This window comes from Micromonospora sp. WMMD708 (genome assembly GCF_049315245.1).
Classification (GTDB): domain Bacteria; phylum Actinomycetota; class Actinomycetes; order Mycobacteriales; family Micromonosporaceae; genus Micromonospora; species Micromonospora wenchangensis.
The window spans coordinates 4,539,436-4,560,285 of sequence record NZ_CP186060.1 but is presented as its reverse complement, the minus strand read 5'-3'; the positions used below and the strand labels follow the sequence as shown (position 1 = coordinate 4,560,285).

Genomic DNA, 20,850 nt, shown 5'->3' with positions numbered 1-20,850 from the left:
TCCTGATGTCCAACGAACAGAAGCTTCGTGACTACCTGCGGCGGGTCACGGCCGACCTGCACGAGACCAGCGAGCGGCTCCGCGACATCGAGGAGCGCGCCGCCGAACCGATCGCCATCGTCGGCATGGGCTGCCGCTACCCCGGCGGCGTCGACTCGCCCGAGGCCCTGTGGGACCTCGTCGCGGCCGGCACCGACGCGATCTCCGGCATGCCCACCGACCGGGGCTGGGACCTCGACCGGCTCTACGACCCGGACCCGGACCACCCCGGCACCAGCTACACCCGCGACGGCGGCTTCCTCTACGACGCCCCCGCCTTCGACCCGACCTTCTTCGGCATCTCGCCCCGCGAGGCCGCCGAGATGGACCCGCAGCAGCGGCTGTTCCTGGAGACGTCCTGGGAGGCGTTGGAGCGGGCCGGCATCGACCCGCTGTCGCTCAAGGGCAGCCCCACCGCCGTGTTCACCGGCGTCGTCTACCACGACTACCCGAACAGCTGGGGCGCCGGCAGCATCGTGTCCGGCCGGCTGTCGTACACCCTCGGGTTGGAGGGGCCGGCGGTCACCGTCGACACCGGCTGCTCGTCGTCGCTGGTCGCCCTGCACTGGGCCTGCCAGTCGCTGCGCTCCGGGGAGTCGTCGCTGGCCGTCGCCGGTGGGGTCACCGTGATCGGCACCCCCGACGCGTTCGTCGAGTTCTCCCGGCAGCGGGCGCTGTCCTTCGACGGCCGGTGCAAGTCGTTCGCCGCCGCCGCCGACGGCACCGGCTGGGCCGAGGGCGCCGGATCGCTGGTGCTGGAACGACTCTCCGACGCCCGCCGCAACGGGCACCCGGTGCTCGCCGTCATCCGGGGCTCCGCGATCAACCAGGACGGCGCGTCCAACGGCCTCACCGCCCCCAACGGCCCCTCCCAGCGGCGCGTCATCCGGGCCGCGCTGGCGAACGCCCGGCTCGCCGCGCAGGAGATCGACGCGGTCGAGGCGCACGGCACCGGCACCCGGCTCGGCGACCCGATCGAGGCGCAGGCGCTGTTCGCCACGTACGGCCGGGACCGGCCCGCCGACCGGCCGTTGTGGCTCGGTTCGTTGAAGTCCAACATCGGCCACTCGCAGGCCGCCGCCGGTGTCGGCGGCGTGATCAAGATGGTGCAGGCGATGCGGCACGGGGTGCTGCCCCGCACCCTGCACGTCGACGAGCCCAGCGGCGAGATCGACTGGTCGCCCGGCACGGTCAAGCTGCTCACCGAGCCGGTGGACTGGCCGCAGACCGGCCGGGCCCGCCGCTGCGCGGTCTCCTCCTTCGGCATCAGCGGCACCAACGCCCACGTCGTGCTCGAAGAGGTGGCCCCGGCCGAGGAGGACGAGCAGCCGGCCACCCCGGCGGTGCTGCCGTGGGTGCTCTCCGGGCACACCGACCGCGCGCTGCGGGCCCAGGCGCGGCGGCTGCTGTCGCACCTGGACGCCGTACCGGCCGACCCGGCCGCCGTGGGGCGGACGCTGGCCGGTCGCGCCCGGCTCGACCACCGGGCCGTGGTGCTCGGCGGTGACCTGCCGCACCTGCGTACGGCGCTCGGCGCGGTCGTCGACGGGCTGCCCGCCCCCACCGCGGTCACCGGCACCGCCGACGCCGCCGGTCGGGTCGTCTTCGTCTTCCCCGGCCAGGGCGCCCAGTGGGTCGGCATGGCCGCCGCCCTGCTGGACTCCTCACCGGTCTTCGCCGAGCAGATGGGCCGCTGCGCGGCCGAGCTGCGCGCGTACGTCGACTGGGACCTGCTCGACGTGGTCCGGGGGGTGCCCGGCGCACCCTCCCTGGAATGGGTGGACGTCGTCCAGCCCGCCCTGTGGGCGATGATGGTCTCCCTCGCCGCCACCTGGCGCAGCTACGGCGTGGAACCCGACGCGGTGGTCGGCCACTCGCAGGGTGAGATCGCCGCGGCCTGTGTGGCCGGCGGGCTCTCCCTGGCCGACGGGGCGCGGGTGGTGACCCTGCGCAGCCGGGCCATCGGCGAGAAGCTGGCCGGCCGGGGCGGCATGGTCTCGGTCGGGCTGCCTGCCGACCGGGCGCAGGAGCGGATCGCCAGGTGGGCGGGCGACATCTCCCTCGCCGTGGTCAACGGCGCGGGTTCGGTGGTGGTCTCCGGCACCCCGGAGGCGCTGCGCGAACTCATCGCCGAGCTCACCGGGGAGGGGGTCCGGGTCAAGCAGGTCGCCGTCGACTACGCCTCGCACTCCGCGCAGGTGGAGCTGCTGGAACACCGGCTGCTGGAGGACCTGGCCCCGATCAACCCGAAGACCGGGACGATCCGGATGCTCTCCACCGTCACCGGCGACTGGGTGGACACCGCCACCCTCGACGCCCGCTACTGGTACGACAACCTCCGCAACACGGTCCGGTTCGACCCGGCGATCCGCTCTCTCGCCGGGCAGGGCTGGACCGGTTTCGTGGAGGTCAGCCCGCACCCGGTGCTCGGCATGGGGATGCAGGAGACGCTGGAGTCGGCGGACCGCCCGACGGTGGTCACCGGCACCCTGCGTCGCGACGACGGCGGCCTCGACCGGCTGCTCACCTCCCTGGCCGAGCTGTACGTGCGGGGCGTCGACGTGGACTGGGCCGCCGCCCTGCCCGGCACCCGCCGGGCGGACCTGCCCACGTACGCCTTCCAGCACGAGCGTTACTGGATCGCGCCGACCGTCGCCGCCCCGGCCTCCGGCGGCACCGACGCCGGGTTCTGGGACGCCGTGGAACGCGCCGACGTCGACCTGCTCGCCGACGGCCTCGGCGTCGACACCGCACTGGTCGGGGAGGTGCTGCCCGGCCTGACGTCGTGGCGGTCCCGGCAGCGCGACGTCGCCACCGTGGACGGCTGGCGGTACCGGGTGGTGTGGCGGCCGACCGAGGTGCCCACCGGCGGGCGACTCAGCGGCGTCTGGTGGGTGGTCGCCCCGGCGACGCTGGCCGGCGACGAGCGGCTACGCACGCTCGCCGACGGCCTGACCGCGCGGGGCGCCGAGGTGGTCACCGTCACCGGCACCGACCACGCCGGCCGGGAGGCCCCCGCCGGGGTGCTGTCCCTGCTCGCCCTGGACGACGGTCCCGACCCGCTGGGCGTCGGCCTGTCCGCCGGGGTCACCGCCACCGTGTCGCTGGTGCACGCGCTGGCCGCGTCCGACTTCACCGGCCGGCTCTGGTGCGTCACCGCCGGTGGGGTCGGGGTGGACCGGTTCGAGCCGGTCGCCGACCCGGCCCAGGGTGCCCTGTGGGGCCTGGGCACGGTGCTCTCCCTCGACTATCCCGGCTGGTGGGGCGGCCTGGTCGACCTGCCCGCCGAGTGGACGCCGCAGACCGTCGACCGGCTGGCCGACGTGCTGACCGGCGGCGGCGAGGACCAGGTGGCACTGCGGGCGGCCGGTACGCTGGCCCGCCGGATGGTCCGCCGTCCGGTGACCGGGGCACCCGAACGGCGCTGGCGACCCGCCGGCACCGTCCTGGTCACCGGCGGCACCGGCGGGGTCGGCGGGCACGTCACCGAATGGCTGGTCGGCAACGGCGCGCAGCGGGTGGTGCTGGCGAGCCGGCGCGGCCCGGACGCCCCCGGCGCGGCCGACCTGATGGCCCGGCATCCGGAGGTCGAGGTCGTCGCTCTCGACGTGGCCGACCGGGAGTCGGTCGCCGCGCTGCTGGCCGACCTCGGTGACGAGCTGACCGCCGTGTTCCACGCCGCCGGGGTGCTGCACCCCGAGGTGCCGTTGGGGCAGACCGCCCTCGACGACTTCGCCGACGTGTGCCGGGCGAAGGTGCTCGGCGCGATCCACCTCGACGAGTTGACCGCCGACCGGCCGTTGGACGCGTTCGTGGTGTTCTCCTCCGGTGCTGCGGTGTGGGGCAGCGCCGGGCAGGCCGGGTACGCGACGGCGAACGCGTACCTCGACGCGTTGGCGCACCGGCGGCGCAACCGGGGTGCGACCGCCACCTCGGTCGCCTGGGGCAGCTGGGGCGGCGGCGGTGGCATGGCCGGCGGCGAGGTCGGGGCGCACCTCGACCGGCTCGGCGTCGGCGTGATGGACCCCCGGCTCGCCGTCGACGCGCTCGGGCAGGCCCTCGACCACGACGAGAGCCACCTCGTCGTCGCCGACATCGACTGGGCCCGGTTCGGCCCCATCTACACCCTGGCCCGGCCCCGGCCGCTGCTGGCCGAGCTGCCCGACGCCGCACCGGAGGCCACCGAGGCCACCGAGGCGGGATCGTCGTCGGCGCTCGCCGACCGGCTCGGCGCGCTGTCCGAGGCCGAGCAGCGCACCCTGCTGCTGGAGACCGTTCGCACCAACGTGGCCGCCGTCCTCGGCTACGGCGACGCCGACCTGGTCGAGCCGCAGCGCGCGTTCAAGGAACTCGGCATGGACTCGGTGACCGCCGTCGAGCTGCGCAACCGGCTCAGCGCCGCCACCGGCGTACGGCTCTCGGCCACCCTGGTGTTCGACCACCCCAACCCGACCGCCCTGGCCGACCAGCTCCGGGCCGAACTCGGCTACACCGGTGACACCGCCGGTGGCCTGCTCGCCGAGCTGGACCGGCTGGAGGTGACCGTGGCCGGCCTGACGCCGGAGGAGATCGAACGCAACCGGGTCACCGCCCGGCTCCAGTCGCTGCTGGCGAAGCTCAACGAGACGCTCAGCACCACCACCGGCACCACCCTCGTCGACCGGCTGGAGACGGCCTCCGCCGACGACGTGTTCGACCTGATCGACAAGGAACTCGGCATGACCTGAGCCGCCACCGCGCTCCCGGAGCAACGTGTCCCGCTGGCAACGAGTTTGGTGAGGTTCGGATGGCGAACGAAGAGAAGCTCCTCGAGTACCTGAAGCGGGTCACCGCCGATCTGCACCGCACCCGGGAGCGGCTGCGCGAGGTCGAGTCACAGGAGCAGGACCCGATCGCGATCGTCGGCATGGCCTGCCGCTACCCGGGTGGGGTCAACTCACCCGAGGACCTGTGGCGGCTGGTCGCCGACGGTGTCGACGCCATCGGCGAGTTCCCCACCGACCGGGGCTGGGACACCGCCGCCCTCTACGACGCCGACCCGGACGCCGCCGGCAGCAGCTACGTCCAACAGGGCGGGTTCGTCCACGACGCCGACGAGTTCGACGCCGAGTTCTTCGGCATCTCGCCCCGCGAGGCGCTGGCGATGGACCCGCAGCAGCGGCTGGTGCTGGAGACGAGCTGGGAGGCGTGCGAGCGGGCCGGCATCAACCCCGACACGTTGCGCGGCGGCCCGGTCGGTGTCTTCGTCGGCTGCGGTGGCCAGGACTACTGGGACCGGCTCACCGTGCTGCCCGAACCGGTCGAGGCGTACATGAGCACCGGCAGCTCCGGGGCGGTGATCTCCGGCCGGGTCGCGTACAGCCTCGGGTTGGAGGGGCCGGCCGTCACCGTCAACACCGCCTGCTCGTCGTCGCTGGTCGCGCTGCACCTCGCCGCGCACGCGCTGCGGCAACGCGAGTGCGGGCTGGCCCTGGCCGGTGGTGTCACCGTCATGTCGACGCCCGGCGCGTTCGTCGCGTTCAGCCGGCAGCGGGGCCTCGCCTCCGACGGCCGCTGCAAGCCCTTCTCCGACGACGCCGACGGCACCGGCTGGGGTGAGGGCGTCGGCATGCTGCTGCTGGAACGGCTCTCCGACGCCCAGCGCAACGGCCACCGGGTGCTCGCCGTCATCCGGGGCTCCGCGATCAACCAGGACGGCGCGTCCAACGGGCTCACCGCCCCCAACGGGGTGGCCCAGCAGCGGGTCATCCTCCAGGCGCTCGCCAACGCCGGGCTCACCTCCACCGACGTCGACCTGATCGAGGCGCACGGCACCGGCACCACCCTCGGCGACCCGATCGAGGCGGAGGCGCTGATCGCCACGTACGGGCACGAACGGCCGGCGGACCGGCCGCTCTGGCTCGGCTCGGTCAAGTCGAACATCGGCCACGCCCAGGCCGCCGCCGCCGTCAGCGGTGTGATCAAGATGGTGATGGCGCTGCGGCACGGCGTGCTGCCCAAGAGCCTGCACGTGGGGGAGCCGTCCACCCACGTCGACTGGTCCGCCGGCACGGTGCAGCTGCTGACCGAGGCGCGGCAGTGGCCCGACCACGGCCAGCCGCGCCGGGGTGGGGTGTCGTCGTTCGGGGTGAGCGGCACCAACGGGCACGTGATCCTGGAGCAGGCCCCACCGGTGGAAGCTGTCGAGCCGGACGGGACGACCGAGCCGCCGGTGGTGCTCTGGCCGCTGTCCGGCCGGTCGGCGGCGGCGCTGGCCGGGCAGGCCGAGCGGCTGCGGGAGTTCCTCACCGACGAGCGTCCGGTCGACGTCGGGTTCTCGCTGGGCACCACCCGGGCCGCCGGCGCGTACCGGGGTGTGGTGCTCGGTGACGATGTGGCCGGTCTGGAGACCCTGGCCGCCGGCGGCGGCCTGTCGGGCCGGGTCACCACCGGTCGTACGGCGGTGGTGTTCACGGGTCAGGGTGCGCAGCGGGTGGGGATGGGTCGTGAGCTGGCGGCGGCGTTCCCGGTGTTCGCGCAGGCCCTGGATGAGGTGTGTGTGGCGTTCGGGTCGTTGTTGGATGGTGATCTGCGGGAGGTGATGTTCACCGACCCGGATGGTGTGTTGGATCAGACGGGGTGGACGCAGCCGGCGTTGTTCGCGGTCGAGGTGGCCCTGTTCCGTCTGGCGGAGTCGTGGGGTCTCAAGCCGGACTTTGTGGCGGGTCATTCGATCGGTGAGTTGGCTGCGGCGCACGTGGCCGGGGTGTGGTCGTTGGAGGACGCGTGTCGGGTGGTGGCGGCCCGGGGTGGGTTGATGCAGGCTCTTCCGGCGGGTGGGGCGATGTTGGCGATCGCCGCGCCCCTGGATGAGCTGGACCTGGGCGGTGTCGACGTGGCGGCGGTGAACGGTCCCCGTGCGGTGGTCGTTTCCGGCACCGAGGAGCAGATCGCGGCGCTGGAAGCTCGTCTTGAGGTGAAGACGCGCAGGCTTCGGGTGTCGCACGCGTTCCACTCGCACCTGATGGACCCGATGCTGGCCGAATACGGGCAGGTCGTCGACAGCGTGACCGCGAACCCGGCGGGCATTCCGTTGGTGTCGACCGCGACCGGTGACCTGGCCGGCGACGACGAGTTGGGTAGCGTCGGGTACTGGCAGGGTCAGGTGCGGGGCACGGTGCGGTTCGCCGACGCGGTGGCTGTGCTGGCGGCTCGTGGGGTGACCCGGTTCGTGGAGATCGGGCCGGACAGTGTGCTCACCGCGATGGTGGCCGACTGCGTGGAGGACGCCACCGCCATCGCGTTGCAGCGGCGCAAGCGTGAGCAGGTCGAGGCGTACGCGAGCGGGATGGCGCAGGCGTGGATCAGTGGCGTCGACCTCGACTGGGCGGCCGTCAACCCTGGCGGTCGGACCGTCGACCTGCCCACCTACGCCTTCCAGCACCAGCGGTTCTGGCTGGACGCCACGGCCGACCCCGGTGACGCCACCGCCATGGGCCTGGACTCCGCCGACCACCCGCTGCTCGGCGCGGCCGTCACCCTCGCCAACGCCGACGGGGCCGTCCTCACCGGCCGGCTCTCCCTCGACCGGCACCCGTGGCTCGCCGACCACGCCGTCGACGGCGCGGTGGTCTTCCCCGGCACCGGCTACGTCGACCTCGCCCTGCACGCCGGGGCACAGGTCGGCGTCGAGACCGTCGACGAGTTGACCATCGAAGCCCCGCTGGTCCTGCCCGAACACGGAGGCGTCCAGCTCCAGGTCGTCGTCGGCCCCGCCGGCACCGACCACACCCGCACCCTCCAGGTGTACGCCCGCAGCGCCGACGCCGACGCCCCGTGGACCCGGCACGCCAGCGGGGTGCTCGCCCCCGGGCCGCGTACCACCGGGACCGCCCTCACGCAGTGGCCGCCGGCCGACGCCGAACCGGTGCCCACCGACGACCTCTACCACCACCTGGCGACCGGTGGCCTCGTCTACGGCCCGGTGTTCCGGGGCCTGCGCCGGGTCTGGCGGCGTGGCGACGAGTTCTTTGCCGAGGTCACCCTGCCGGAGGGGGTGGACGCCGACGGGTTCGGCCTGCACCCCGCCGTGCTCGACGCCGGCCTGCACGCCCTCGGCCTCGCCGACGGGGACACCTTCCGCGGGCTGCCGTTCGCCTGGACCGGCCTCACCCTGCACGCCACCGGCGCGGCCGGCGTCCGGGTCCGGCTCACCCCGGTCGGCTCCGGGGTACGGGTGGCGGTCGCCGACGCGGTCGGCGCACCCGTCGCCACCGTCGACTCGCTGGTGCTGCGCCCCGTCCAGGTGACCCGCCCCGGCGGGGTCGCCGACGCGCTGTTCGACCTGACCTGGCCGGAGATCGGCACCCCCACCGGCACGGTCGTCCCGGCCTGGGCCCACCACCCGGCCACCGGCACCGCACCGGCCACCCCCGAGGTGGACCTGCTGGTGCTGACCGCCGGCAGCGCCGGGGACGTCACCGGCCCGGAAGCGGTGCACGACGAGGTGAACCGGGTCCTCGGCCTGGTACAGGAGTGGCTGGCCGGCCCCGACACCCACCGGCTCGTGGTGCTCACCCGGCGTGCCGTCGGCGGCGACGGGACCGACCTGGCCGGGGCGGCCGTCTGGGGTCTGCTCCGCTCGGCGCAGGCCGAGAACCCCGACCGGCTGCTGCTGGTCGACACCGACCCGGACGCCGACGTGTCCACGACGCTCGCGCTGGCCCTGGCCACCGGCGAGCCGCAGGTACGGGTCCGCGACGGCGTGGTCTCGGTGCCCCGGCTCACCCGCCAGGTCGTCGAACCGGCCACCCCGGACACCCCGCTGTACGGCAGCGGCACGGTGCTGGTCACCGGCGCGACCGGTGCCCTCGGCGCGGCGGTGGCCCGGCATCTGGTGACGGCGCACGGGGTCACCCGGCTGCTGCTGGTGTCCCGCCGGGGCCCCGCCGCGCAGGGCGCCGACGGCCTGGTCGCCGAGCTGACCGCCGCCGGTGCGCAGGCCGAGCTGGTCGCCGCCGACGTGGCCGACCGCGCGCAGGTGACGGCCCTCCTCGATGCCCGCACCGACCTGTCGGCGGTGGTGCACACCGCCGGTGTGCTCGACGACGGCGTGGTGTCGTCGCTGTCCGCCGCCCGGCTGTCGGCGGTGCTGCGGCCCAAGGTGGACGCGGCGTGGCTGCTCGACGAGCTGACCCGGGGTCGGGACCTGTCGGCGTTCGTGCTGTTCTCGTCGCTGTCCGGGGTGCTGGGCGCGCCGGGGCAGGGCAACTACGCGGCGGCGAACGCGTTCCTCGACGCGTTGGCGGTGTCGCGTCGGGCCGCCGGGTTGCCGGCGGTGTCGTTGGCGTGGGGGCTGTGGGGTGAGGGTTCGGCGATGACCGACCGGCTCGGCGACGCCGACCGGGAGCGGATGTCGCGGGGCGGGGTGCTGCCGCTGGCCACCGCCGACGGGCTGGCCCTGCTCGACGCCGCCGTGGCCAACCCGTACCCGACCGCGGTACCGGCCCGGCTCGACCTGGCCGCCCTGCGTACCCTCGGCGAGGACCTGCCGTTGCCGTTCCACGGCCTGGTCCGCCCGGCCCGGCGGACGGCCGCCCGTGCCGCCGCAGGCGTCGCCACCGGGTGGGCGGCGGACCTCGCCGCGCTGTCCACCGAGGAACGCGAACGCGCCGCGACCGCCCTGGTCCTCAGCCAGGTGGCGGCGGTGCTCGGGCACGCCTCCGCCGAACGCATCGACGCCGGCCGGGCGTTCCAGGAGCTGGGCTTCGACTCGCTCACCGCCGTCGAGCTGCGCAACGGGCTGTCCGCCGCCACCGGTCTGCGGCTGCCCGCCACCCTGATCTTCGACTACCCGTCGCCGCGTGACCTGGCCCGGCACCTGCTCAGCGAGATCGCCGGCCCGGACGGCGTCGACGCCGTCCGGAAGGTCGCCACGGCCGTCGCCGAGGACGAGCCGTTGGCGATCGTCGGGATGGCCTGCCGCTACCCCGGCGGCGTCACCTCGCCCGAGGACCTGTGGCGGCTGATCGCCGACGGCGCGGACGCCATCGACGGTTTCCCGACGGACCGGGGCTGGGACCTCGCACGGCTCTACGACCCGACCAGCACCCGCCCCGACACCACGTACGTGGACCGGGGTGGCTTCCTCACCGACGCCGCCGAGTTCGACCCGGTCTTCTTCGGCATCTCCCCCCGCGAAGCGGTGATCATGGACCCGCAGCAGCGGCTGCTGCTGGAGGTGTCGTGGGAGGCGTTCGAGCGGGCCGGCATCGACCCGGGCACCCTGCGCGGCTCGTCCACCGGTGTGTTCGCCGGGGTGATGTACCACGACTACGTCTCCGGGCACAGCGCCGGCAGCGTCGTCACCGGTCGGGTGGCGTACACGCTCGGGCTGGAGGGGCCGGCGGTGTCGGTCGACACGGCGTGTTCGTCGTCGTTGGTGGCGATGCATCTGGCGGGTCAGGCATTGCGGTCGGGTGAGTGTGATCTGGCGTTGGCCGGTGGGGTGACGGTGATGGCGACGCCTGAGACGTTCGTGGAGTTTTCGCGGCAGCGGGGGTTGGCGCCGGATGGTCGGTGCAAGCCGTTCGCGGCGGCGGCCGACGGGACGGGCTGGTCCGAGGGTGTCGGCGTGCTGGTGCTCGAACGCCTCTCCGACGCCCGTCGGAACGGGCACACGATCCTCGGTCTCGTCCGGGGTTCGGCGGTGAACCAGGACGGTGCGTCGAACGGGTTGACCGCTCCGAACGGTCCCTCTCAGCAGCGGGTGATCCGGCAGGCCCTGGCGAATGCGGGGGTGTCGGCGGCTGAGGTGGATGTGGTGGAGGCGCACGGTACGGGTACGACGTTGGGTGATCCGATCGAGGCGCAGGCGATTCTGGCGACGTACGGGCGGGATCGGGAGCGTCCGTTGTGGTTGGGTTCGGTGAAGTCGAATCTGGGTCACACGCAGGCCGCTGCCGGTGTGGCGGGTGTGATGAAGATGGTGTTGGCGATGCGGCACGGGGTGGTTCCCCGCACGTTGCACGTGGACGCGCCGAGCCCGCACGTGGACTGGTCTTCCGGTGAGGTGCGGCTCGCCACCGACGAGGTGCGGTGGCCGGCGCTGGACCGGCCGCGTCGGGCGGCGGTGTCGTCGTTCGGCATCAGCGGCACCAACGCCCACCTGATCCTGGAGCAGGCCCCCGAGACCGCGCCGCCCGCCCCGCCGGCCCCGACGCCGGTGGCGCTGTGGCCGGTCTCCGGCCGGTCGGCCAGCGGCCTCGCCGCCCAGGCCGCCCGCCTCGCCGACTTCCTCGCCGACGCCGACCTGAACCCCGCCGACGTGGCGCTGACCCTCGGCACCGGCCGGGCGGCCCTGGAACACCGGGGAGTGGCCGTCGGGGACGGCGTCCCCGGCCTCCGCGCCCTCGCCGCCGGCCAGGGTGTGCACGGCCACCTGACCACCGGTCGTACGGCGGTGGTGTTCACCGGTCAGGGTGCGCAGCGGGTCGGTATGGGTCGTGACCTCGCGGAAGCCTTCCCGGTGTTCGCGCAGGCGTTGGACGAGGTGTGTGCCACGTTCGCGCCCCTGCTGGACGGTGATCTGCGGGAGGTGATGTTCGCCGACCCGGACGGTGTCCTGGACCAGACGGGGTGGACGCAGCCGGCGTTGTTCGCGGTCGAGGTGGCCCTGTTCCGCCTGGCCGAGTCGTGGGGGTTGAAGCCTGACTTCGTGGCCGGGCACTCCATCGGTGAGCTGGCCGCCGCCCACGTCGCCGGGGTGTGGTCCCTGGAGGACGCGTGCCGCGTGGTGGCGGCCCGTGGCGGCTTGATGCAGGCCCTTCCGGCGGGTGGGGCGATGCTGGCGATCGCCGCCCCGTTGGCCGAGTTGGACCTGGGCGACATCGACGTGGCGGCGGTGAACGGTCCCCGTGCGGTGGTGGTGTCGGGGACCGAGGAGCAGATCGCGGCGCTGGAAGCCTCCCTCGAGGTGAAGACCCGTCGGTTGCGGGTGTCGCACGCGTTCCACTCGCACCTGATGGACCCGATGCTCGCCGGGTACGGGCAGGTCGTCGAAGGGGTCACCGCCAACCCGGCGGGCATCCCGCTGGTGTCCACCGCGACCGGCGGCCTCGCCACCGACGACGAGTTGGGTTCGGTCGGATACTGGCAGGGTCAGGTGCGGGGCACGGTGCGGTTCGCCGACGCCGTCGCCGCCCTCGCCGCGCGGGGGGTGACCCGGTTCGTCGAGATCGGGCCGGACAGCGTCCTCACCGCCATGGTCGCCGACAGCGTCGGCGACGCGGTGACCATCGCGTTGCAGCGCCGGGACCGGGAGCAGGTCACCGCGTACACCACCGGGATGGCGCAGGCGTGGACCACCGGCGTCGACCTCGACTGGGCCGCCATCCACCCCGGCGCCCGGCAGGTCGACCTGCCCACCTACGCCTTCCAACGCCAGCACTACTGGCTCTACGACCCGGCCCTCGTCGGCGCCGGGCTGCTCGCCGCCACCCACCCGCTGCTCGACGCGACCGTGCCGCTGGCCAACACCGACGGCGTCGTCTTCACCGGCAGGTGGTCGCTGCACACCCACCCGTGGCTCGCCGACCACGCCGTCGGCGGGACCGTCGTGTTCCCCGGCACCGGCCTCGTCGAACTCGCCATCCACGCCGGCGACCAGGTCGGCGTCGGCCTGCTCGACGAGTTGACCCTGCACGCGCCGCTCGTCGTCCCCGCCGCCGGCAGCGTCGAGGTGCAGGTCGCCGTGGAGCCGCCCGACCCGACCGGCCGCCGGGCCGTCCTGGTGCACTCCCGGGAACGCGACGACGTCCCGTGGACCCGGCACGCCACCGGCGTGCTCACCGCCGGGGACACCCCCGGCGTCGCGCTCACCGCGTGGCCCCCCGCCGACGCCGAGCCGCTGCCGCTGGCCGGTCTCTACGACGACCTCGCCACCGGCGGCCTCGACTACGGCCCCGTCTTCCAGGGCCTGCGCCGCGCCTGGCGGGCCGGTGACGAACTCTTCGCCGAGGTCGACCTCCCCGACGGTACGGAGACCGACGGCTACGGCCTGCACCCGGCCCTGTTCGACGCCGGCCTGCACGTCCTCACCCGCGCCGACGGCGACACCCCGCAGGGCCTGCCGTTCGCCTGGTCGGGGGTGACGCTGCACGCCACCGGCGCGACCAGCCTGCGGGTCCGGCTCACCCCCGCCGGCAGCGGGGTCCGGATCGCGGTCGCCGACGCGGTCGGCGCGCCCGTGGCCACCGTACGGTCGCTGGTGCTCCGCCCGGTGCAGGTCACCGCCGGCACCGGCGTCGCCGACGCGATCTTCGGCCTGGACTGGCAGCCGGTCACCGTCGCCCCGACCGCCACCACCTGGACCTGGCACCCCGACACCGTCGACGGCACCGCGACCGGCCCGACCGACGGCGGCCCTGTCGACGCGGTGGTGCTGCGGGCCGGCGGCACCGGCGACGTGCACGCCGAACTGCACCGGGTGCTGGCGGTCACCCAGCGCTGGCTGGCCGGGGACGACCCCGCGCCGCTGGTCGTGCTCACCCGCCGCGCGGTCGGCGACGACGTGACCGACCTGGCCGGCGCGGCGGTCTGGGGGCTGCTGCGCTCCGCGCAGGCGGAGAACCCCGACCGCATCCTGCTCGTCGATGCCGACACCGACCGGCCCGACGACGTCCTGCCGGCGGCCCTGGCGGCCGGCGACCCGCAGGTGTCGATCCGCGACGGCGTCGTCCGGGTGCCCCGGATCGTCCGCCGGACGCTCCCGGCCACCCCCTCGGACGCCCCGCTCTACGGCAGCGGCACGGTGCTGGTCACCGGCGCGACCGGTGCCCTCGGCACGGCTGTGGCCCGGCACCTGGTGACGGCGCACGCCGTGCCGAGGCTGCTGCTGCTCTCCCGCAGCGGCACGGCCGCCGCCGGCGCCGACGACCTCGTCGCCGAGTTGACCGCGGCCGGCGCGCGGGTCGACCTGGTCGCCTGCGACGTGGCCGACCGGGACCAGCTGGCCACCGTCCTGGCCGACGTGCCGGACCTGTCGGCCGTGGTGCACACCGCCGGCGTGCTCGACGACGGCGTGGTGTCGTCGCTGACCCCGGAGCGGGTCTCGGCGGTGCTGCGGCCCAAGGTGGACGCGGCGTGGCTGCTCGACGAGCTGACCCGGGGTCGGGACCTGTCGGCGTTCGTGCTCTTCTCGTCGCTGTCCGGGGTGCTGGGCGCGCCGGGGCAGGGCAACTACGCGGCGGCGAACGCCTACCTCGACGCGCTCGCCGCCACCCGTCGCGCCGCCGGGTTGCCGGCCGTGTCGTTGGCGTGGGGCCTGTGGGGCGGGGGCTCGGCGATGACCGACCGGCTCGGCGACGCCGACCGGGAGCGGATGTCGCGGGGCGGGGTGCTGCCGCTGGCCACCGCCGACGGGCTGGCCCTGCTCGACACCGCCGTCGCCGGTGCACCGGCCACCCTCGTCCCGGCCCGGCTCGACGTGCCGACGCTGCGTACCCTCGGCGACCGGCTGCCCCCGGTGTTCCGCGCCCTGACCGGGCCGACCCGGCGCACGGCCACCGCCGCCAGCGCCGTCGACCGGGCGGGCGGCGACTGGCTGGCCGGCCTGCCGGAGCAGGAGCGGGCCGGTGCCGTCCGGCACCTGGTGCACACCCACGTCGCCGCCGTGCTCGGTCTCGCCGGCCCGGACGCGGTCGAGGCGGACCGCACCTTCCAGAGCCTCGGCTTCGACTCGCTCACCGCCGTCGAGCTGCGCAACGCGCTCTCCACGGCGGCCGGCCTGCGGCTGCCGGCCACCCTGATCTTCGACTACCCGACGCCGGTGGCCCTCGCCGGTTTCCTGTACGGCGAGCTGAGCGGCGCGCTCGACGTACCGCAGGAGGGGCGCAGCGCCACCACCGCGTTCGGTGACGAGCCGGTGGCGATCGTCGGGATGGCCTGCCGCTACCCCGGCGGGGTGTCCTCCCCGGAGGACCTGTGGCGGCTCGTCGCCGACGGCGTCGACGCCATCGACGGTTTCCCCACGGACCGGGGCTGGGACCTGGCCCGGCTCTACGACCCGACCAGCACCCGCCCCGACACCAGCTACGCCGACCAGGGTGGGTTCCTGCCCGGCGCAGCCGGCTTCGACCCGGCCTTCTTCGGCATCTCACCGCGTGAGGCCGTGCTGATGGACCCGCAGCAGCGGCAACTGCTGGAGGTCTCCTGGGAGGCGTTCGAGCGGGCCGGCATCGACCCCTCCTCGGTACGCGGCTCCGCCACCGGCGTCTTCGCCGGCCTGATGTACCACGACTACGTGACCGGGCACAGCGCCGGCAGCGTCGTCTCCGGGCGGATCGCGTACACCCTCGGCCTCGAAGGTCCCGCCGTCACCGTGGACACGGCGTGTTCGTCGTCGTTGGTGGCGATGCATCTGGCGGGTCAGGCATTGCGGTCGGGTGAGTGTGATCTGGCGTTGGCCGGTGGGGTGACGGTGATGGCGACGCCTGAGACGTTCGTGGAGTTTTCGCGGCAGCGGGGGTTGGCGCCGGATGGTCGGTGCAAGCCGTTCGCGGCGGCGGCCGACGGGACGGGCTGGTCCGAGGGTGTCGGCGTGCTGGTGCTCGAACGCCTCTCCGACGCCCGTCGGAACGGGCACACGATCCTCGGTCTCGTCCGGGGTTCGGCGGTGAACCAGGACGGTGCGTCGAACGGGTTGACCGCTCCGAACGGTCCCTCTCAGCAGCGGGTGATCCGGCAGGCCCTGGCGAATGCGGGGGTGTCGGCGGCTGAGGTGGATGTGGTGGAGGCGCACGGTACGGGTACGACGTTGGGTGATCCGATCGAGGCGCAGGCGATTCTGGCGACGTACGGGCGGGATCGGGAGCGTCCGTTGTGGTTGGGTTCGGTGAAGTCGAATCTGGGTCACACGCAGGCCGCTGCCGGTGTGGCGGGTGTGATGAAGATGGTGTTGGCGATGCGGCACGGGGTGGTTCCCCGCACGTTGCACGTGGACGCGCCGAGCCCGCACGTGGACTGGTCCGCCGGTGACGTACGGCTGGCCACCGAGGCCGTCGAGTGGCCGGTCGACGGCCGCCCCCGTCGGGCGGCGGTGTCGTCGTTCGGCATCAGCGGCACCAACGCCCACGTCATCGTCGAGGAGTACCCGCAGCCCGTCGTTGCCCCCGAGCCGACCCCGACGCCGGCCGTGGTGCTCTGGCCGCTGGCCAGCCGCTCCACCACCGGCCTCACCGCGCAGGCCACCCGGCTGCGGGACTTCCTCACCGACGAACGGGCGGTCGACGTCGGGTATTCGTTGGCGGTTGGTCGGGCGGCGCTGGACCACCGGGCGGTGGCCGTCGGTGGTACGGCCGCCGAGTTGGCCTCCTCCCTGGAGGCGCTGACCTCGGGTGCCGGCCTGTCGGGCCGGGTCACCACCGGTCGTACGGCGGTGGTGTTCACGGGTCAGGGTGCGCAGCGGGTCGGGATGGGTCGTGACCTGGCGGCGGCGTTCCCGGTGTTCGCGCAGGCCCTGGATGAGGTGTGTGTGGCGTTCGGGTCGTTGTTGGATGGTGATCTGCGGGAGGTGATGTTCACCGACCCGGATGGTGTGTTGGATCAGACGGGGTGGACGCAGCCGGCCCTGTTCGCGGTCGAGGTGGCGTTGTTCCGTCTGGCGGAGTCCTGGGGGTTGAAGCCGGACTTTGTGGCGGGTCATTCGATCGGTGAGTTGGCTGCGGCGCACGTGGCCGGGGTGTGGTCGTTGGAGGACGCGTGTCGGGTGGTGGCGGCCCGGGGTGGGTTGATGCAGGCTCTTCCGGCGGGTGGGGCGATGTTGGCGATCGCCGCGCCCCTGGATGAGCTGGACCTGGGCGGTGTCGACGTGGCGGCGGTGAACGGTCCCCGTGCGGTGGTCGTTTCCGGTACGGAGGAGCAGATCGCGGCGCTGGAAGCTCGTCTTGAGGTGAAGACGCGCAGGCTTCGGGTGTCGCACGCGTTCCACTCGCACCTGATGGACCCGATGCTTGCCGAATACGGGCAGGTCGTCGACAGCGTGACCGCCAACCCGGCGGACATTCCGTTGGTGTCGACCGCTACCGGTGATCTCGCCACCGATGACGAGTTGGGTAGCGTCGGGTACTGGCAGGGTCAGGTGCGGGGCACGGTGCGGTTCGCCGACGCGGTCGCCGCTCTCGCCGCGCGGGGGGTGACGCGGTTCGTGGAGATCGGGCCGGACAGTGTGCTCACCGCGATGGTGGCCGACTGCGTGGAGGACGCCACCGCCATCGCGTTGCAGCGGCGCAAGCGTGAGCAGGTCGAGGCGTACGCGAGCGGGATGGCGCAGGCGTGGATCAGTGGCGTCGACCTCGACTGGGCGGCCGTCAACCCTGGCGGTCGGACCGTCGACCTGCCCACCTACGCCTTCCAGCACCAGCACTACTGGATGCAGGACACCGGCGCGGACCGGGACGTCACCGCCGCCGGGCTGCTCGACGCCGGGCACCCGCTGCTGTCGGCCGTCACCACCCTGCCCGACACCGACGGGCTGATCGCCACCGGGCTGCTGTCCCGGCGTACCCACCCGTGGCTGGCCGAGCACGCGCTGGGCGACACGATCGTGCTGCCCGGCACCGGACTCGTCGAACTCGCCGTCCGGGCCGGGGACCAGGTCGGCTGCGGCCGGCTGGCCGAACTCACCCTCCAGGCGCCGCTGGTCGTCCCCGACGACGACGGCGTCCAGGTGCAGGTGGCCGTCGGTGCGCCCGGTGAGGACGGCGGCCGGCCGGTCACCGTCTACTCCCGGCACCGGGACGCGCCGTGGACCCGGCACGCCACCGGCCTGCTCACCCCGGCCCCGGCCGAGCCGTCGGCCGACCCGGCGACCGCCTGGCCGCCGGCCGCCGCCACCCCCGTCGACGTCGACGGGATCTACGAACGGATGGCCGACGCCGGACTGGTCTACGGCCCGGTCTTCCAGGGCCTGCGGACCGCCTGGCGGCACGGCGACGAGGTGTACGCCGAGGTGGCGCTCCCCGCCGACGTGCTCGACGCCGACCGGTTCCACCTGCACCCCGCCCTGTTCGACGCGGCCCTGCACGCCGTCGGGCTGAGCCGGGGCGAGGGCCGGCCCGGCGTCCCGTTCTCCTGGACCGGGGTCACCGTCCACGCCACCGGTGCTGCCGCGCTGCGGGTCACCGTCACCCCCGCCGGCCCCGACGAGGTCGCCCTCACCCTCACCGACCAGGACGGCGCACCCGTCGCCCGGGTCGACTCGCTGGTGCTGCGGGAGATCGACGCGGGTCAGCTCACCGCCGCCCGCACCGGTCGGCAGGAACACCTCTACCGGGTCGACTGGACCCCGGTGCCGCTGCCCGCCACCCCCGCCACCGGCCGGTGGGCGCTGGTCGGCGTCGACGAGTTCAAGGTGGCCGCCGCGCTCGACACCGTCGGCCTGCTCGCCGAGACCCACCCCGACCTGGACGCCCTCACCGCCGCCCTGGACGCGGGCGGGGCCGCGCCGGACGTGGTGCTGGTCGCCAGCGTCCAGCCCGACCCGCGGGACCTCGCCGCCGGTGCCCGGCACACGACCGGGCAACTGCTCACCCTGCTCCAGGACTGGCTCGCCGACGAGCGGCTGGCGTCGTCCCGGCTGCTCGTGCTCACCCACGGCGCGCAGGGCACCCGGGTCACCGAACCGGCCGCCGGGGCGGCCTGGGGGCTGGTCCGCTCCGCCCAGTCGGAGAACCCGGGCCGGATCGTCCTGGTCGACCTCGACGACCACGACGGGTCGGCCCAGGCGCTACCGGCGGTGCTGGCCGGCGGTGAACCGCAACTCGTGGTCCGCGAGGGCATTGCCCACGCCGCCCGGCTGGTGCCCGCCGCCGCACCCGACGGCACCCCCGGCAGCGCCTTCACCGAGGGCGGGACCGTCCTGCTCACCGGGGCCACCGGCACCCTCGGCGGGCTCGTCGCCCGGCACCTGGTCGACACGTACGGGGTGCGGCACCTGCTGCTGGCCAGCCGGCGCGGGCCGGACGCCGACGGGATGGCCGCGCTGCGCGACGACCTCACCGCCCGGGGAGCGGAGGTCACCGTGGCCGCCTGCGACCTGGCCGACCGGGACGCGGTCGCCACGCTGCTCGACGGGGTGCCCGCCGAACACCCGCTGACCGGGGTGGTGCACGCCGCCGGGGTGCTCGACGACGGGATCATCCCGTCGCTGACCCGCGACCGCCTCGACGCGGTGCTGCGCCCCAAGGTCGACGCCGCCACCCATCTGCACGAGTTGACCCGCGACGCGGACCTCACCGCGTTCGTGCTGTTCTCCTCGGCGGCCGGTGTGCTCGGTGGCCCGGGGCAGGGCAACTACGCGGCGGCGAACGCCTTCCTCGACGCGCTGGCGGGCGCGCGGCGGGCCGCCGGGCTGCCCGCCCAGTCCCTGGCGTGGGGGCCGTGGGCCGGCGGCGGGATGGCCGACGACCTCGGTGGCACCGACCGGGCCCGGATGTCGCGGGGCGGGGTGCTGCCGATGTCCACCACCGAGGGGCTGGCCCTGCTGGACGCGGCGCTGGCCCGGACCGAGGCGGTGCTCGTCCCGGTCAAGGCGGACCTGGGCACCCCGGCGGGCGGCGAGGTGCCGGCGATCCTGCGGGCCCTGGTCACCCCGACCCGGCGGGCCGCGTCGGGAACGAACCGGCCCGACCCGGCGGCGCTGCGGCGTACCCTCGGCGGGCTGGACGCCGACGGCCAGCAGGCGCTGCTGGCCGACCTGGTGCGCTCGCGCGCCGCGGCCGTGCTCGGTCACGGCGGTGCCGACGACCTCGACCCGGCGCTGCGCTTCGTCGAGCTGGGCTTCGACTCGCTCACCGCGATGGAGCTGCGTACGGCGCTCAACGAGGCGGCCGGCCTGCGGCTGGCCACCGGGGTGGTCTTCGACCACGGCAGCGTCGACGAACTGGCCGCGCTGCTGCGCACCGAGTTGGCCGCGCCACCGGCCGAGGAGCGGGCCGGCACGCCCGACGCCGCCGCCGACACGATGAGCGCGTTGTTCCGCACCGCCGTCAAGAGCGGTCGGGTGCAGCAGGGCCTGTCCCTGCTGTACGCGGTGGCCGACATCCGGCCCACCTTCGACGGGCCGGCCGACCTGCCGCAGATCCCCGCCCCGCGCCGGCTCGCCCGGGGCGACCAGGGGCCGGCGATCATCTGCTTCCCGTCGCCGATGGCGCTCGGCGGTGACCAGCAGTACGCCCGGTTCACCGCCGAGTTCGGCGGCACCCGGGACGTGTGGACCCTGCCGGTGCCCGGTTTCGGCCGGGACGAGAGCCTGCCCGCCTCCGCCGACGCGGCGGTACGGGTCTTCGCCGAGATGGTCCGCCCGATCGCCGTGCAGGGGCCGTACGTGATCGTCGGATACTCCTCCGGTGGGCTGTTCGCCCACGCCACCGCCGGTGAGCTGGAGCGGCAGGGGCACGGCCCGGCCGGGGTGGTGCTGCTGGACACCTACCTCACCACCGGCAGCACCACGGCGACGTTCTTCACCCACATGCTCGACTCGCTGCTGGACCGGGAGGCCACCTTCGGCGAGTTCAGCAGCGCCCGGCTGTCGGCGATGGGCCGCTACGTGCGGCTGTTGCAGAGCTGCCCGGTGGAGGCGATCGACACGCCGGTGCTCTTCGTCCGGCCGCAGGAGTCCATCGTGGCCGGCGGGGACGACGACGGGTGGCGGGCCACCTGGGAGACCCCGCACACGCTCCGGGAGGTGCCCGGCGACCACTTCACCATGATGGAGGGGCAGGTCGCCGCGACCGCCGGGGTGGTACGGGACTGGATCGCGCAGTGACGACACCG

Annotated in this window: 2 protein-coding genes; both read left to right on the top strand. The window is 74.6% G+C overall.

The window, feature by feature from the left end:
* Positions 1-2 precede the first annotated feature (2 nt).
* On the top strand, positions 3-4,766 hold the full coding sequence (locus ACN260_RS20095) for a type I polyketide synthase (protein WP_422756770.1): 4,764 nt from the start codon (positions 3-5) through the stop codon (positions 4,764-4,766).
* Between the two features lie 59 nt (positions 4,767-4,825).
* Positions 4,826-20,842: an SDR family NAD(P)-dependent oxidoreductase gene (locus tag ACN260_RS20090; RefSeq protein WP_422752551.1), complete on the top strand. Its 16,017-nt coding sequence runs from the start codon at positions 4,826-4,828 to the stop codon at positions 20,840-20,842.
* Positions 20,843-20,850: the final 8 nt, after the last annotated feature.

Coding starts and splice junctions, on each gene's coding strand:
- ACN260_RS20090 (WP_422752551.1), top strand. CDS start 4,826: ATGGCGAACGAAGAGAAGCTCCTCGAGTACCTGAAGCGGGTCACCGCC.